The following is a 16,173-nucleotide window of genomic DNA, read 5'->3' on the forward strand; positions in this document are numbered from 1 at the left end:
TTTATAGTATTGCTAGTAAGTGATTGGTAATTTTGCATCAAATTACTTAATACTATAATCTATGAGAAATTTAAAAATTTGGTTAATAACAGTATTGGCATTATTGGTGACGATGCCTGTATTTGCTTTAAGACAAATACGTTTTAAAAATTATTGGATTAGGAAACCAAAAAGTGTTACAACTCAAAATCCTATTATTGCTTATATAGAGGATAGTGATAAAACACTTCATTTGCAGTTTTTAGAAAATCTGGGAAATGTCACTGTTTGTGTGAAAGATTTATCAGGTAATATCATTTATGATCAATTGATCAATACATTAAATGATTCTTCTCTTGTTATCCCATTGTTTAATCAAAAGGGTAATTATGTAGTTTCCGTATCTAATAAATATAATAGTGTAGAAGGTGAGTTTGATCTTTGATCTATTTATCTGCATTATTTTAATTTAATTCATTATGAAAACATTTAAACAACTTCTTGCAGTAAGTATTATGATATGTGGTACTTTACTGATGTCTTCATGTACAGATGAAATTTCGTCTGATAAGCCAGAATTAACTACTGGTAGTGTTATTAGCATGACAAACACAGAAATAAAAAAGGAGTTTGGTAAAGCGTTGGCAAAAGTTTTGGTAGAAAGTGCTCCGGCTAGAGAATTGATCAAAAAGGAAGCATTAAAGAAAATTGATTATGACTATGACGTTCTTTATCTTATGGTTAAGGATGAAGTGTTGGGTGATAATACGACTTTAGAAGGATTGTTGTCGAAATATTTGGATAAAGATTTCTTTGATTTGATTGAAAATCAGATTTCTAACTTGACAATATTTGTTCCAGAGTTGCCTGAAGATTCGTTTTCTGCCGAATTGTGGGATGTGAAAACTGATATTCCTGATGTTGCAATAAGAACATTTGATCAGGAAGGCATCCCTGCTTATAATATTCAAAAAGGAGAATATGTAATTAATGCAGCAGAAGTTCCTACATATCCCATTGTTGTAATAAAAGAAAATGAGAGAATTGCTGGAGGAAATATTCATACTAAATCATTAGGAACTCAAGGTGAAACTATTAAAACACGATCAAATTCGAATGTAGTGTTTAGTTTTATAGATGACGCCTTTAATAATCTTAATAATAAAGTAAATACAGTTGTTTTAAAAAGTGATAGGGGAGGGAATCCTAGGGGAGAGCCTGTTTCTCATAATTTGAAAAAAGTAGAAGAGGCGTATAGTATTTATAAAAATGTAGATGGATGGCATAGAGATTATGTCTATTATAATTTGAAACCGGAAAAAGGTATTTCTAGAGATAGTGTTAGTGGACCATTTATTTATAAATTTAAGGAGTGTATAGTTGGATTTGAATTGCTGGGTGATCCGGAAGCAGCTCTTGCCAAGATATCAGATCAAGCTGGAGACCCAAAGAAAATAGGTTATAGAAATCCACAGGTTGTTTGGACAGAAGGTGAATTTGAGTTTTTAGTTAAAGTTTATTTAGGGTCTGTATCTCTTGTCGGTAGTGAACTTAAGACTTATTTTAGAGCTAATGGTAATGATTTATTTCGGGCAAGTAACGGTAGCGGTCGTGGTGGTGCTAAATATTCAATGTATTTAAAAAAGAAAGATATGAAGCTCCCTCTTTTTGAATGGAATTTAGAAGATTATGCTACTTCTGTAAAAATAGCAGTAGAGGAAGTCGATGATACAGAGTCTATTAAAAATACAGAGTCAACAACTGTTGAATTTGCTGGGAATATCGGTTTTGATATATCTTGGGGTACAACGGTTAAGAAGGGCTTAAAGTTGGGAGCTAGTGCTAAAAAAAATCATATTATAGGGTTTGAGTCTACTACAACGAAGGGTAATGATGAATTGGGCGAAGTTGTAGTAAATTTTGGAGATCCTATTATGGTGGAGGAATCTCGTATGGATCGGGATGGTAATACGGTTTTCTACTCTGTTTTTAATCCTAAATACTATACTGGTTGGTATCGATTGTATATAGCCCCTGAAGAAATGTGATTAATTGGTAATGTGAATGTGTAACTGGTACTTGAAATATAGTTTGTTACCAAATGTCCCCTGTTTGTACATAAAACGTACAGGCAGGGGACATTTTTGTATAAAAATAACAGAAATATTTGTCTGTTTAAAATACTTTTTGTTCTTTTGTTTTCGAAAACAAAATTGTCTAACATTTAAAACCTCATTGCCTATAGCATAAACATTACTCAAAGAAACTATAAAACATAGAAGTAATGAAGACTTTAAAATCGATGACCGACGAAGAACTGGTCGTCCTTTATGCGCAAGGTGATAATACTGCGTTTGATGTGTTGTTGAACCGTCATAAGAGCAGTATCCATTCCTACATTTACTTTATAGTCCGCAATAAAGAGTTAACAGAAGATATCTTTCAGGAGACTTTTGTTAAGGTGATCATGACTATTAAACAGGGCCGTTATACCGAAAACGGTAAGTTTAAAGCCTGGATTACACGTATTGCACATAATCTGATCATTGATAACTTCCGTCAGGAACGCAGTGAGAATACTGTGTCCAACGATGAGGTAGAAGTGGATCTGTTCAATAATATTAAACTTTGTGACGGAACGATTGAAGATAACATCGTGCGCCACCAGGTCCTGTCGGATGTGAAGAAGTTGGTGAAACATTTACCCGACAGCCAGCGTGAAGTACTGGAAATGCGTTATTACCAGGATCTGAGCTTTAAAGAAATTGCCGATATCACCGGTGTCAGCATTAATACGGCTTTGGGACGTATGCGTTATGCTATCCTGAACATGCGCCGTATGGCAGATGAGAACCGTATTGAGTTGTCTATGGCATAATCAGATAAAAATATTCTTCGGTTCATATAATAAGTAGAAAGTTCTCCCGTTTTATTATCAAACGATTAAAAAGGGGATGCCTATGAAGAGATTTTCTACTCAATGTATGGATGGATTGAAGGATAAAACTAAAAAGAACCGGAACGAGAAGAAGAGTACACCAAGCAGACAAACGCTTGATTTCCTGTCTCAGTTTGCACGGAGTTACCATGTGGAACCTGCGCTGCAACCGGAATTCGGTGGTTATGTGATGAACTAAGAAATTGAAGGAAAGAGGACACTTGCGCAGTGTTCTCTTTCTTTTTTTTGTACCTTTGCACAAAAGACTTGAAATTATGAAACATAAGATTGCTCCTTCTTTGCTGGCTGCCGATTTTCTGAACCTGCAAAAAGAGGTCGAAATGATAAATAACAGTGAGGCGGACTGGTTGCATATGGATATTATGGATGGTGTTTTTGTTCCGAATATCTCATTCGGCTTTCCCGTGCTGGATGCGGTAAAGCCTATCCTGAAAAAGCCGATGGATGTGCATCTGATGATTGTTGAACCCCAGAAGTTTGTCAAAGAGGTTGCTGAGGCTGGCGCTTATATGATGAATGTTCATTATGAGGCTTGTACCCATTTGCATCGTACTATCGGTGCTATAAAGGAAGCCGGTATGAAAGCGGGCGTTACCTTAAATCCGCATACGCCGATCAGCCTGCTGGAAGATATTATCCAGGATCTTGATATGGTATTGCTGATGTCGGTCAATCCCGGTTTCGGCGGACAACGTTTTATTGAACATTCAGTCAATAAAACGGCCCGTTTAAAAGAAATGATCCGGGCAAAAGGGCTGGATACCTTAATAGAAGTGGACGGCGGTGTGAATCTGGAAACCGGGAAGCGCTTGCTGGAAGCCGGTGCCGATGTGCTGGTTGCCGGTAGCTTTGTTTTCAGTTCTCCTGATCCGATACGAACGATAAAAGAGTTGAAAGAAATGTAGAGAAGATAGATAACCAACCAAAACCGACCTTTGTATGATAATAAAAGAAATACAAAAGCGGCCGTTTATCAGGCCGCTTTTCATATGGATAACCGGAATCTTGTTGCAGGCCTTCTTCGATTGCAGCGTTGTCTCGCTGTTGTTGATCATCATCCCATTATTGATTGTGGCGTTTTCTTATCTGATCCCGAAGGTAGAGTCCGGAGGCGGTAATTATGAATTGCGCTGGGTTTGGGGCGCGGTGTTTCTGTCCTTATTACTTAGTCTTTCCATACAGCGGACAGCTTATTGGCAGGAGAGGGGAGATAGCAGTGAAACATCGCTTTTAATGGAACTGGGCGGGAAAGGACAGGGACGTTTGCTGGAGCCTTTTGAGCGACTGAATTTGTCGAAAGAGGAAAAGTCGGTGTTGACCACTATTACCCTCGGCTATCGTAAAGAGATGGATCGCGAGGTGAGGAGGCGTTTTTCTGTTACGGGTGTAGCCCATTTGCTAGCTGTAAGCGGTTTTCATGTGGCTGTTGTTTGCGGATTCCTTTCTTTGCTGTTTTCTTTTTTACCAAAGAATAGTTTTTACAGTTGGCTGAGATACCTGTTGACGCTTTGTCTGCTTTGGAGTTTCGTGGTTATTACCGGGCTGGCTGCATCGGCTGTACGTGCCGGTTTGATGCTGACGCTTTATCTCACGGGGAGGGTACTCAGGCGAATGACTGACGGTTATAATACGTTGGCTGCTGCGGCTTTCTGTATGTTGGTGTTCAATCCGTTATATCTGTTTGATATTGGTTTTCAACTGAGTTATTTGGCTGTATTGTCTATTTTATATCTGCAACCTCGTCTGCAAAATCTTATCGTAGTGAGGAATCCGGTTATTGCGATACCCTGGGGATGGATCACGGTGACATTGGCTGCCCAGGCCGGGACAACCTTACTGTGTTTGTATTATTTCCGGCAGTTCTCGTTGGTTTTCCTGTGTACCAATTTACCTTTGACGTTCCTGGCTACCTTCCTTATTCCGGCCGGACTGATCTGGTTATTGCTTCCTGTAGGTATTCCTGGACACGGATTATTACAATTATTCGTAGAGAAGCTGACGCATACATTGTTTTGGATTGTCGATGCCTTTAGCCGTGTAGAGGAGGCTGTCTTTTATGGGCGTATCGATTTACTATTGACCATATTGGGGTATGGTTCCATTTTTTCCTTCTTGTTATTTACGAAGACCAAACGTCCGGGAGTCCTTTTTGCCGGCTTGCTTCTATTGTTATTTATATTGTTTGATTTGCTTATTGAACGTTTTTTACTGCGTAGAACGTAAAAAAGTAGTACCTTTGTCACTGTAAACAATGATAATATATGATTACAAAAATCATTCACGAAGAGAAAATTCAGAAAGCCAAGAAATACGTAGAGAAAGGCGAAAGTTTTGTTATTGTAACCCACGTTACTCCTGATGGTGACGCTCTCGGTTCTTCTTTGGGGTTGTACCATTTCCTTACGACTTACGGTAAAGACAATGTAACGGTTATTGTCCCGAATGAATTTCCGTCATTTTACAGATGGATGCCGGGGGCGAAAGATATTGTGATACATGAAAAGTATCCTGATTTTGCGGAACAGCTGATCCATGATGCAGATGTGATCTTCTGTCTGGATTTTAATGAACCCAAACGCATAGAGAAACTGGCGCCAGCGGTTATTGCATCGGAAGGGCGTAAGGTGATGATCGACCATCACTTGAATCCGGCTGACTTTTGCCGCGTAACAATGTCGTATCCGGAAATGTCATCAACGAGTGAGATGATTTTCCGTTTTATCTGTCGTATGGGGATGTTCGACCTAATGAGTAAAGAGGCGGCGGTATGTATTTATACCGGAATGATGACGGATACAGGTTCTTTTACCTATAACTCCAATAAACCGGAGATTTACACGATTGTCAGTGAGTTGATAAAGAAAGGTATAGACAAAGATCTGATATATCGTAAAGTATTCCAGGTGTATTCCGAATCTCGGTTACGGATGCAGGGATATGTTTTGTATGAAAAGATGAAGATTTATCCGGAACATCATGCGGCTTTGATAACTCTTTCAAAGGAGGAACTGGACCGGTTCCATTACAAAACAGGTGATACGGAAGGTTTTGTCAATATGCCGTTGAGCATCGAAGGAGTTACTTTTAGTGTCTTTATCCGTGAAGATAGGGATTACATTAAAGTATCTCTCCGGTCGGTAGGTGATTTCCCTTGCAATCAGTTTGCTTGTCAGTATTTTAATGGCGGTGGTCATAAAAATGCGTCGGGGGGAGAGTTTTTCGGCTCTTTAGAGGATGCTGTAGCTACGTTTGAGAAGGGATTAAAAGAATTTAATCCTAATAAAACAGAAGAAATAGAGAAACTTGCCTGAGATATGGCAGATATTATTTACATTTGTCACTCATTTATACATTAAAGAATAACAGATGAAGAAAGGTTTTTGTATCCTGATGATTTTGTGTGCAGCCCTGATGGTGGTGTCATGCGATAAGACGAAGTCGTACACTGAGCACTTGAAGGACGAGAGGAAAGCGATTGATCGGTTGATTGATCATGAAGGATTTAAAATTCTTAAGCACTATCCGTCAGATGGTGTTTTTAAGGAAAATGAATTTGTGAAGTTGGATAATGATGTGTATCTGAATGTGATTGACTCAGGTAATGGAAATCGGGCAGTATTGGGCACGACCCGTGTTTTATGTCGTTTCATAGCTAATAACATCATGGATACGGATACTGCACAAATGATGGTTGATAATTTATCTTCCAAGTATAATAATATTTGGGGATTCCCTACAGAATTTATATTCGGTTATAATGTCTATTCGGGGGATAGCAGAAGTTATGATCCGGATTTATTTGTCGGCGAAGGGTTGGCTACAGCTTTATATCATGTAGGAGAAGGCGCTACTGTCAAAATGATCGTTCCATTTAAGAGAATGGGCAGTTATTTCCAAAGCAGTTATGTTCCGGTCTATTTTAGCAAAGTAAGATATACATTCGAAAAATAATCTAACATACTTATGACTCTAATTAAATCTATTTCCGGTATTCGCGGTACAATAGGCGGAGCACCGGAAGACGGATTGAATCCGTTAGCCATTGTGAAGTTTGTAGCAGCTTATGCTACCTTCATCAGAAAAAACACGACAGTTACAACAAACAAAATCGTAGTAGGACGTGATGCCCGTATCTCCGGCCCGATGGTAAAACAGGTGGTTTTGGGTACGTTTACCGGTATGGGATTTGATGTGGTCGATATCGACCTGGCTACAACTCCGACTACTGAATTAGCCGTTGCTATGGAAGGCGCTTGCGGTGGCATTATCCTGACTGCAAGCCATAATCCGAAACAGTGGAATGCCTTGAAGTTATTGAACGAAAAAGGTGAATTCCTGAATGCGGCCGAAGGTGCTGAAGTTTTGGATATTGCAGCTTCTGAAAGTTTTGAATTTGCCGATGTGGATCATTTGGGAAAAGTGATCGTCAATAATACATATAATCAGAAACATATCGAGAGCGTGCTCAACCTTGACCTGGTGGATGTAGAAGCGATTAAAGCGGCTAACTTCCGGGTGGCTATTGATGCTGTAAACTCAGTGGGTGGTATTGTTTTGCCGGATTTACTTTATGCTTTGGGTGTGAAGGAAATCTTTAAACTGCATTGTGCGCCTCACGGAAACTTTTCTCATAATCCGGAACCTATTCCTGAAAACCTGACAGAGATTTCAGACCTGATGAAACATGCTAAAGCGGATGTCGGTTTTGTTGTCGATCCGGACGTAGACCGTTTGGCTATTATCTGTGAAGATGGTGAAATGTTTGGCGAAGAGTACACATTGGTGGCAGTAGCTGATTATATATTGAGTCATACGCCGGGTAATACGGTAAGTAACCTGAGTTCAAGCCGTGCGTTACGTGATGTAACCCGTGCTCATGGTTGCGAATATAATGCAGCTGCGGTAGGTGAAGTAAACGTTGTTACAAAGATGAAAGCGACAAATGCTGTGATTGGTGGTGAAGGTAACGGTGGTGTGATCTATCCGGCCAGCCATTACGGTCGTGATGCTTTGGTTGGTATTGCCTTGTTCCTGACTCATCTGGCAAAGAAGAAAATGAAAACAAGCGAATTACGTGCCAGCTATCCTCCGTATTTTATCTCCAAGCAGAAAGTACAGCTGACTCCGGAGATCGATGTGGATGCAATCCTGGCTAAGGTGAAAGAAAAATTTGCTCAGTATGATATCACTGATATCGATGGTGTAAAGATCGACTTCCCTGACAAATGGGTTCACCTCCGTAAAAGTAATACCGAACCGATCATCCGTATCTATTCCGAAGCTCACACCATGAAAGAAGCTGAAGAAATCGGCGGCGAGTTGATTGCGGTGATTAATGAGATGTGTAAGTAAAGATTGCAAATCATATAAATAAAAAGAGGGTGCTCACTAAAAGTGAAGCATCCTCTTTTGTGTTAAAAAACGATCTGAATAGAATGTAATTAGCGAATTTGTTACTTATCCTATTAAATATGCCATTTAATAGGAATAAATTAATTTTATACGTTAAAATAGAATCGGATGATTGTAAATGTCATAATATTTTAAGTCCTTTGTTAAAAAAGGAACTAGAAGTATGGAAATACAACGATCGACGCCATATGGGATATTGATAATCCTGATTACTGTTTTATTTAGTTGTTCATATTATCAGCATAAAGAAGATGCTGAGACGATTAGGACAGATTCTTTACTTTCTATTTATATAGACTCAATAGCCGTGAATCCATTAAAAGTGGTTTCGATATTGCGAGATAACCAGAGAAATGTATCGGACAGCTTAAACTATTATTATTTGCAGCAAACTATTTCCCGGTGTTATTACTTCGGCAACCGGATAGACTCTGCTTTCTTATTAACCGATGAAATACTGAGATATATTGAAAAGCAACCCGAAATGAATAATCGCTTGCGGAAGTTGTCAGGAGATACGTATAATAGTCGGGGAGTTTTCTTTCAGGAAATGAATCAATGGGATTCTGCTATTGTCTGTTTGCATAATGCTTCTGAAGCATTATTGCAGGCAAACGTTCAAAACCGTTTGCCTGCAATACATACCTATATTAATATGGCTGATAGTTATCAGCATAAGGGTGATTATGGATGGGCAGGTTTTTATTATCGCAAGGCATTGTTCCTCTCCGACTCTATTGGGATGGGCGATAAGATGAACTATTCGATTTATTCAGGACTAGCCAAATTATATTTGGAGTTGGAAAACTATCCTTTATCTGATTCTTATTTTAAAAAAGCAGAACAGTATTGGGATAAAGGGAATGAATATGAACAGTATTATTTTGCAAACTCCAGAGGTAACTATTATTATGTAACCAAAGAATACGATGATGCGTTAATTTGGTTTCAAAGGGCTAATACGATTGTTGCAGACTTTTCTCAACCTATTTACCGGAGTATAGTAGAAGGGAATATCGGTGAAATATATTTATTGAAGGAGCAGCCTGATTCTGCCCGTCTTTATCTGGAACGATCGGTAGCATCCTTCGGGCAAACGGTTTTGCAACAACCTGGTACAAAGTTTTATATAGATGGTTTGTTTGCTTCTCTGGCGCTACAGGAGAATAATTTGCAGGAAGCAGCCCGTTTACTGGAACAACCCTATGATACACTCCACACCGATCTTTTGTATCAATACTATCATCATAAACGCCTAGAAGAGTTATACCGGAAAAAGAAAGATTATGCAAAAGCTTATAATTACAGAAAAAAGGCCGATCTGTGTGGAGATTCTATACGAAATATGAAGACCGAAAATAGTATTCGCGAAACAGATTTCCGTTATCGGCAAGATACTATTCTTTTGAAGAAGAATATCAGTATCACCCGAGCAGAAGCCAAAGCGTATCAGTGGAAGTGGATTGCCTGGATAGTCGGACTTGGATTTATTGTGGTTGTTTTGTTGATGGTTTGTGTGGTATTTTATTTCCGCCGTAAAAAGGAGCTGCGATACAAACAGCAGAAGGAAACAATAATCCAACTGCGTATGGCAGTTGTCAGAAATCGTATTGCCCCACATTATATATTTAATGTACTGAATTCAGTGATGCCTATTTTTCGCCGTTATGAGGAGCTTTCCGAACCTGTAAATTTGCTGATTGATGTATTGAGAGGCGATTTGCTTTCGTCAGAACAACTGGCGGTTTCGTTGGAAAAAGAAATTAGCTTTGTAAGAAAGTATCTGAAATTGAAAATGTTGGGTGATTCGAATAGTATCCGTGTAGAATGGTGTATTTCAGCCGATGTATCTTTGGATACATTGATACCTTCAATGTTCATCCAGATACCTGTGGAGAATGCAGTCAAGTATGCTTTTAATGCCGATTGTCAGACCCCCATTATCTTTATAGGAATTGAGGTCAAAGATGAGGAACTTCATATTAAGATTAAAGATAACGGCATTGGCTATAATTTTGGAGCACATGTTGGAGATGAAAGAAGTACAGGGCAGGGTCTTAAAATATTATACCGCACAACAGAACTTTTGAATACTCATAATATACGAAAGATGAAATTTTCAATTCAAAACCAACAATCTTCCTTACGAGAAGATCATGGAACCTGCGTTTCATTAATTGTTCCACTTAATTACAACTTTGCTTTATGAATACAAATGAGATTATGACTATTATTGTTGATGATGAACCGACTTGCATAAAAAGTCTGGCAAACGACTTATCACGTTTTTCCGATATACATATTGTGGTTACCTGCACTTCTCCTGATAATGCTGCTCGTGAAATAGTCCGTCTTCAACCGGATTTACTTTTTCTTGATGTTGAGATGCCCGGTATGTCTGGCCTGGAACTTTTAAGCCGTATTCAATCAGATATTCATTCAGATATGCATGTCGTTTTTTATACAGCTTATGATAAATACCTTTTGGATGCCATCCGTGCTTCTGCTTTTGATTATTTGTTGAAACCATATAAATTGAAAGAGCTGGATGATTTGATAACCCGGTATCGTTCCCATATTGCCCAAAGTGATAAAGTGAATATTGAGCAGTCTTTGCGTAGAATGTTATTATATAATAATAAATTAGCTGTCCAGACTGTTTCTGGATTAGTTCTGGTAAAATGTGAAGATATTCTTCTTTTCCTATACCAGAAAGAGCAACGTTGTTGGCAAATGATGCTTGTACCTGACCGCAAACTTCATAAACTCCGCATGAGTACTACTGCAAAAGACTTGTTAGGTATTAATCCTTCATTCGTACAGATCAGTCAGGATTGCATCGTAAATCTTAACTATTTATGTACGATAGAAAATGTAACACTGAAGTGCGGATTGTATCCACCGTTTACAGATATTGATTTAACGGTGTCGCAGAGGTATTACAGAAGACTAAGAGATGTGTTGGATATACTGTGAATTTATTAAAATTAGTGTATTTATGAATGAATTGGTGTCGCTTATCACAGTGATCTGTTAGATAATCGTTGTTAGCATATTTCCGAAATTTGAGTGTCTTTTTATTAAATACATTTGTCTGTAAACAATGCATAAAATGCATTAGATTGTAAGGGGCAGATAATTTACTAAAATTACATAGAATATGAAAAAAAGGTACACTCGTAGATTTGCTGTTATGATGTGGTTAAGTTTAATCGGTCTTTTACCGATGATGGCCCAAGTAACAAAACCCATAGAGATTAAATCTATGGAACAATTGCAGGAAGTATTATCATCACCTCGATTAAGAAGTGATGCAGTAACAGATCTACCTATTACTGCAAATGGAATACTAGTTGATAAAAACGTATCGGTGAATGCCGGTTCATATAGAATGCATGGTGGCCCCTTAATTCGGGCCGAAGGCTATACCGGTATTCTTCTTACTGTAAAAGCCGGTGGAAATATTGCGATTGAAAACACGATTGATGGAGCAAATATTGATGCTCAAAATATGCCATTGATCCAAATCGAGAAAGAGGGGATATTGTCTCTAGAGAAAGATGGAGTTTTCAAGAATAATAAAGGAATAGAGCATGCATTATGTCTCCTGAATTATGGACTCTTTAATTTAAATGGAGGAACAATAACAGGAAATTTGGGTGGTGGAAATCATGTTATAGCTAATTTTGGTGTAGCGAATTTGAACAGCGGACAAATAGTAAAGAATGAAGCTTCCGGTTCCGTTTATGTAGGCAGCCCTGGTACTGTTTCTCTGAATTCATCAAATGTTACTCTTAATGGAACAGATGCAACTCTTTTTGTGGAGCGGGGTTCTCCTTTGAAATTAACATCTTCTCTAAAATATGAAATTACAATTGAAACTGTAATGGACGAAGGCGACATTGTAGCTGTCGGATCAGGTAATTATCGCTTGACAGAAAATGATCTTGCAAAGATGATTCATAAAAGTACCCAGCATCCGGACTTGGTTTTTAAATTGGAAAACAACCAGGTGATATTATCTAAACCTTCTTCTGGAACGGGGGAAATAACTACACCGGAAGAGCTGCAGGATGCGATTAATAAAGCGCCAGGCACAGTAAATAATCCCACAGTAATAGAAATTAAAGGTGATATAACATTGACCAAAACCATCGAAATAACCAATAAATATGTTATTCTGACAGGTGGAACTGTTTCAAATGGTATTACAACAGGTCAAGGTACAATGTTTAAAATCAATTCCGGCCAATTAATTTTCCAGAAGATTACTATTGACGGAGGGAACACAGGTCCTGCTATGCCATATCATATGTCTTGCCTCGTTAATTTACAAGGCGGAACAGTAATTATGAATGAAGGGGCTATATTGACCGGAGCTGGTCTAACTGGTGATGTTTCTGCCGTTTGGATATTCAAGGGGGAATTCATTATGAATGGTGGACAAATCACTAAGAACTATTTCTATGGTGGTTTATCTATGGCCAGTGTCGTTAGTATTTATGACGGAAGTTTCACAATGAATGGTGGTGAGATATTTAATAATGTAGGAAGCGATTATTATATTGTAGGATTGTTCGGCTATTCCAGCAAAGTGAAGTTTGTATTTAATGGAGGAATGATTTATCAAAATACAGGAGGATACCTTCGTTTAGCCACAGGTGACTTTATTATAGATAAAAACACTCCGGATCAGTTTATTAGAGATGCAATTCAAATTCAGAATGAGAGTGTAATTTACATAAAACAAAGATTACTTTTTACTCTTACCATACAATTTAATGTAAATTGGACTATCCCTGATAATTTTGTATTAGCCAGAGGATATTCCGGCTATCAGATTACCGAAGATGATTTAAAGAAAATCAAGCTACCAGACGGTTATACTTTGGTTTTATCGAATAATACTATAATTATTAAGAAATCTGGTAGTAGTGGTGAAATTACGGATGTAGACGGACTTCAGGCTGCTATTGATGCAGCTTCGGTTGGCTCTATTGATAATCCTACATTAATAACAATCAATAAGTCGTTTGCTATTACAAAAACTATTCTGATTAAAAAGAAGCATATAAAGTTAACCGGAGAAACTTTGACAGCCGGAGTTACTACAGCAAATTACTGCCGTATGTTTGATGTGATGGATGGTGGGGCACTGATTTTGGAAAAAATTACTTTGGATGGTAAGTTTGGCAGTTATTGTTCTTTTGCCCGGGTAGATGCTTCTTCTTCGTTTATCATGCATAGTCAGGCTATTTTACAGAGTGCACAAAGTGGTGAAAATTGGCTTTCATTAGAGATTGCAGGCAGTTTTGTTATGGACGGAGGAACTATTCGTAACAATGTAGGTAATAAATGTCCTGTTATTTATTTGGCTCCGACTAGCAAATGGACTTATACCGGTGGAAATATTATCGATAATAAGTCGACTGTAGATAACGCTGTATATTCAATAGTAACCTCTTTGGGACAAGCTACGCTGAAAACATGCGAGATTATAGGCAATTCAGGTATTGCTATTTTATGTGGTGGGTCAATAAATATTGATGGTGCAAGTTTCTCTCAGAATACTTGTGCTTTAGGATTATCCAGTAAAGGTACTGTCTATGTAAAGAATAATAGGGGATTAAATGATCAGGTTTATTATTTATCGGAATCAGGTACTAACTATTTGGCTATTCAATCATCTCTTGTTGCAGATATAAATATTAATGTGGTCTCAACGGTTGTGAAAGAAGGATTTGTTTTGGCTAAAGGTTCCGGTTATACCCTTACCGAATCAGATTTGAAAAGATTTGTTTTAACTTCTGCTTTAGCAAAGAATTGGATTGTGAAATTAGTTGATAATACGGTTGTTTTATCAAAAGGAGGCTCATCATCCGATATCGATACTCAAGAGAAGCTTCAGGCAGCCATCGATGCATCCAAAGGAACAGCAAGTGCGCCGGCAACAATCACTATCTCTAAAGAAATATTGATTTATCGTTCTATTCTGATCAGGAATAAATATGTGAAACTGACAGGTGGTATCTTAAAGAATGCAGCCAGTGCCGATTTGCGTATGTTTGATGTTGGTTCAGGCTATCTTGGATTGACTAATATTACTTTAGACGGTAATAAGAAAAATGCAACAGGTTATTGTACCTTGATCGAAATGAACGGTGGAAGTTGTGAGTTATTGGAAGGAACAACCTTGACAAATGCACTGGCTAGGGGAGGTAGTGATGCCGTTGTTTCTATAGCCCATGGTTCTTTGGCTTTTAAAGCTGGTTCTATATCAGGAAATACAAGTGAAGGCGGAGATGTTATCTGGGTGAGCGGATCAGGAAACTTTTCAATGACAGGAGGTTCAGTTACCGGAAATAATAATAGCGGACGATATATTATGGCCGCAATTGAAATGACTTATGGAGTAATGAACTTATCCGGCGGTTCTATTGGCAATAATAGTGGTAACCGGTATGGTTTGTATGTGACTAAACCTTTTACGTTAGGTGGAAATGCCAAGATTGAGGAGGTAATCATATTGAGTGGTGAAGGTAAAATTTTGGTTTCGTCTGCCTTGAAGAATAAGGTTACGATCGGTTATATGAAAACTAACATGCCTTCAGGAACGATTGTAGCAAGTGGAACTGGCAATTATAAATTAACTGAAGCCGATGTAAAGCAGTTCACATATCGATATGCTAACACCTACAGTTTCTCTTTAAGCGGAAATGATATAGTATTGACCAATCTGGATGCTGTCAATAAGCTGTTTAATGTTAAAGTTGAAACGTATAAGGACGGAATACTATCTGTTGATAGAGCGACGGCTAAAGAAAATGAGTTAGTGACGGTAACGGTGAAACCTGCGTCCGGTAAGAAACTTTATACAGAAATGTTACGTTATAATGACGTGAATAAACTGACTTCGACAAATAAAGAAAACGTTTATACATTTAAAATGCCACCGGCTAATGTTCTGGTTACTGCTTCATTTATTCCGGAACAGGTACATGTGGAACCTGTCGACACTGCGGGCGCAGGTTTTAAGCCGGATGATGATTTGATTCCTGATGGAGCTATCAGTGATTTAGAGACTCTTATTGATCGTTTAGGCGGAGGAAATCCTCCAATGGATATGAAGCCGGAAGCTAACCCCGTTCCTGAAAATAAATTATCGGATCCATTAAGTGATGCCGTTGATAAAGCCAAAGGAAATGGAGATGATGTTATCGGTTCGTTAGCAGAGTTAATAACTCTTGTCACTAAAAATACAAGTGGAGTAGTCCTGACAACGGAAGTCCTTTATGCATTGCCTAGTAAGGTCACTTTACGTGTCTATCTGCCTAACCGTTTGATTGTTAGTGAACAATTGAGAGCTTCCGGCACATCTAATTATTATATTCTGAATGAATGTGAAGGTAATGTGACCCGAATTGAGCCAACATACGATCCTAATGAAAATACATTGATGTTTAGCACAGATAAATTGGGTACGTTTGTCGTACTGAATGAAAACACCCCGACTGCTAACGGAGGTATTGTTAAAGATAATGTACAGATTTCTGTTGTAGAAGGACAGATTGTTGTAAAAGGCTTGCAACATGGTGCATATTACACTATCTATGATTTTTCAGGAAGATTATTGAAACGTGCTGTTTATAAAGGTGAAACAGTGCTTTATCGTCCGGAACTTAGTGGTAGCTACATCATCGATTACTCCAGTGGTAGCCGGAAAGTGTTTTTTAGCAAATAAGCGTAGGTAATTACGCATCAACAAACAAGTAAATAAAACCGTTCATTCTTAATCATTGCATATTAATCATATTGTTTTCTTT

12 protein-coding genes are annotated in these 16,173 nt (G+C 38.2%); all 12 read left to right on the plus strand.

The genetic code is table 11. The annotated features are described in order from the left end of the window. Positions 1–61 precede the first annotated feature (61 nt). The 12 genes from C825_RS11580 to C825_RS11635 all read left to right on the plus strand — a co-directional run bounded on the left by C825_RS11580 (position 62) and on the right by C825_RS11635 (position 16,091). Positions 62–424 carry a DUF3244 domain-containing protein gene (locus tag C825_RS11580; protein ID WP_010802571.1) on the plus strand — a complete coding sequence of 121 codons (363 nt, stop codon included), beginning with the start codon at positions 62–64 and terminating at the stop codon, positions 422–424. Positions 425–458: 34 nt separating this feature from the next. Then, the gene (locus tag C825_RS11585; protein WP_010802572.1) at positions 459–2,027 is read left to right on the plus strand and encodes a hypothetical protein; all 1,569 of its coding nucleotides are present in this window, start codon (positions 459–461) and stop codon (positions 2,025–2,027) included. 236 nt (positions 2,028–2,263) lie between these two features. Then, the gene (locus tag C825_RS11590; RefSeq protein WP_007658568.1) at positions 2,264–2,857 is read left to right on the plus strand and encodes an RNA polymerase sigma factor; all 594 of its coding nucleotides are present in this window, start codon (positions 2,264–2,266) and stop codon (positions 2,855–2,857) included. Between the two features lie 82 nt (positions 2,858–2,939). Continuing rightward, positions 2,940–3,116 (plus strand): hypothetical protein, encoded by a 177-nt coding sequence (locus C825_RS11595; protein WP_007658566.1) that lies wholly within the window; start codon positions 2,940–2,942, stop codon positions 3,114–3,116. A gap of 76 nt (positions 3,117–3,192) precedes the next feature. After that, the gene (gene rpe, locus C825_RS11600; RefSeq protein ID WP_010802573.1) at positions 3,193–3,843 is read left to right on the plus strand and encodes a ribulose-phosphate 3-epimerase; all 651 of its coding nucleotides are present in this window, start codon (positions 3,193–3,195) and stop codon (positions 3,841–3,843) included. A 34-nt stretch (positions 3,844–3,877) separates the two neighbouring features. Continuing rightward, the gene (locus C825_RS11605) at positions 3,878–5,161 is read left to right on the plus strand and encodes a ComEC/Rec2 family competence protein (protein ID WP_010802574.1); all 1,284 of its coding nucleotides are present in this window, start codon (positions 3,878–3,880) and stop codon (positions 5,159–5,161) included. 38 nt (positions 5,162–5,199) lie between these two features. Continuing rightward, positions 5,200–6,249, plus strand: a complete 1,050-nt coding sequence (locus C825_RS11610; RefSeq protein ID WP_007658559.1) for a DHH family phosphoesterase — start codon at positions 5,200–5,202, stop codon at positions 6,247–6,249. A 55-nt stretch (positions 6,250–6,304) separates the two neighbouring features. After that, positions 6,305–6,889, plus strand: coding sequence for a BamK family beta-barrel-assembly machinery protein (bamK, locus tag C825_RS11615; RefSeq protein WP_010802575.1), 585 nt, complete (start codon positions 6,305–6,307; stop codon positions 6,887–6,889). A gap of 12 nt (positions 6,890–6,901) precedes the next feature. Next, the gene (gene glmM, locus C825_RS11620; protein ID WP_010802576.1) at positions 6,902–8,290 is read left to right on the plus strand and encodes a phosphoglucosamine mutase; all 1,389 of its coding nucleotides are present in this window, start codon (positions 6,902–6,904) and stop codon (positions 8,288–8,290) included. A gap of 223 nt (positions 8,291–8,513) precedes the next feature. After that, positions 8,514–10,559 carry a histidine kinase gene (locus C825_RS11625; protein WP_010802577.1) on the plus strand — a complete coding sequence of 682 codons (2,046 nt, stop codon included), beginning with the start codon at positions 8,514–8,516 and terminating at the stop codon, positions 10,557–10,559. Next, the gene (locus C825_RS11630; RefSeq protein ID WP_010802578.1) at positions 10,556–11,326 is read left to right on the plus strand and encodes a LytR/AlgR family response regulator transcription factor; all 771 of its coding nucleotides are present in this window, start codon (positions 10,556–10,558) and stop codon (positions 11,324–11,326) included. Before C825_RS11625 ends, C825_RS11630 begins: the two co-directional genes overlap by 4 nt. Positions 11,327–11,510: 184 nt before the next feature. Next, positions 11,511–16,091, plus strand: coding sequence for a hypothetical protein (locus C825_RS11635; protein WP_010802579.1), 4,581 nt, complete (start codon positions 11,511–11,513; stop codon positions 16,089–16,091). Positions 16,092–16,173 lie beyond the last annotated feature (82 nt).

Source organism: Parabacteroides sp. ASF519 (genome assembly GCF_000364265.2).
Taxonomy (GTDB): domain Bacteria; phylum Bacteroidota; class Bacteroidia; order Bacteroidales; family Tannerellaceae; genus Parabacteroides; species Parabacteroides goldsteinii.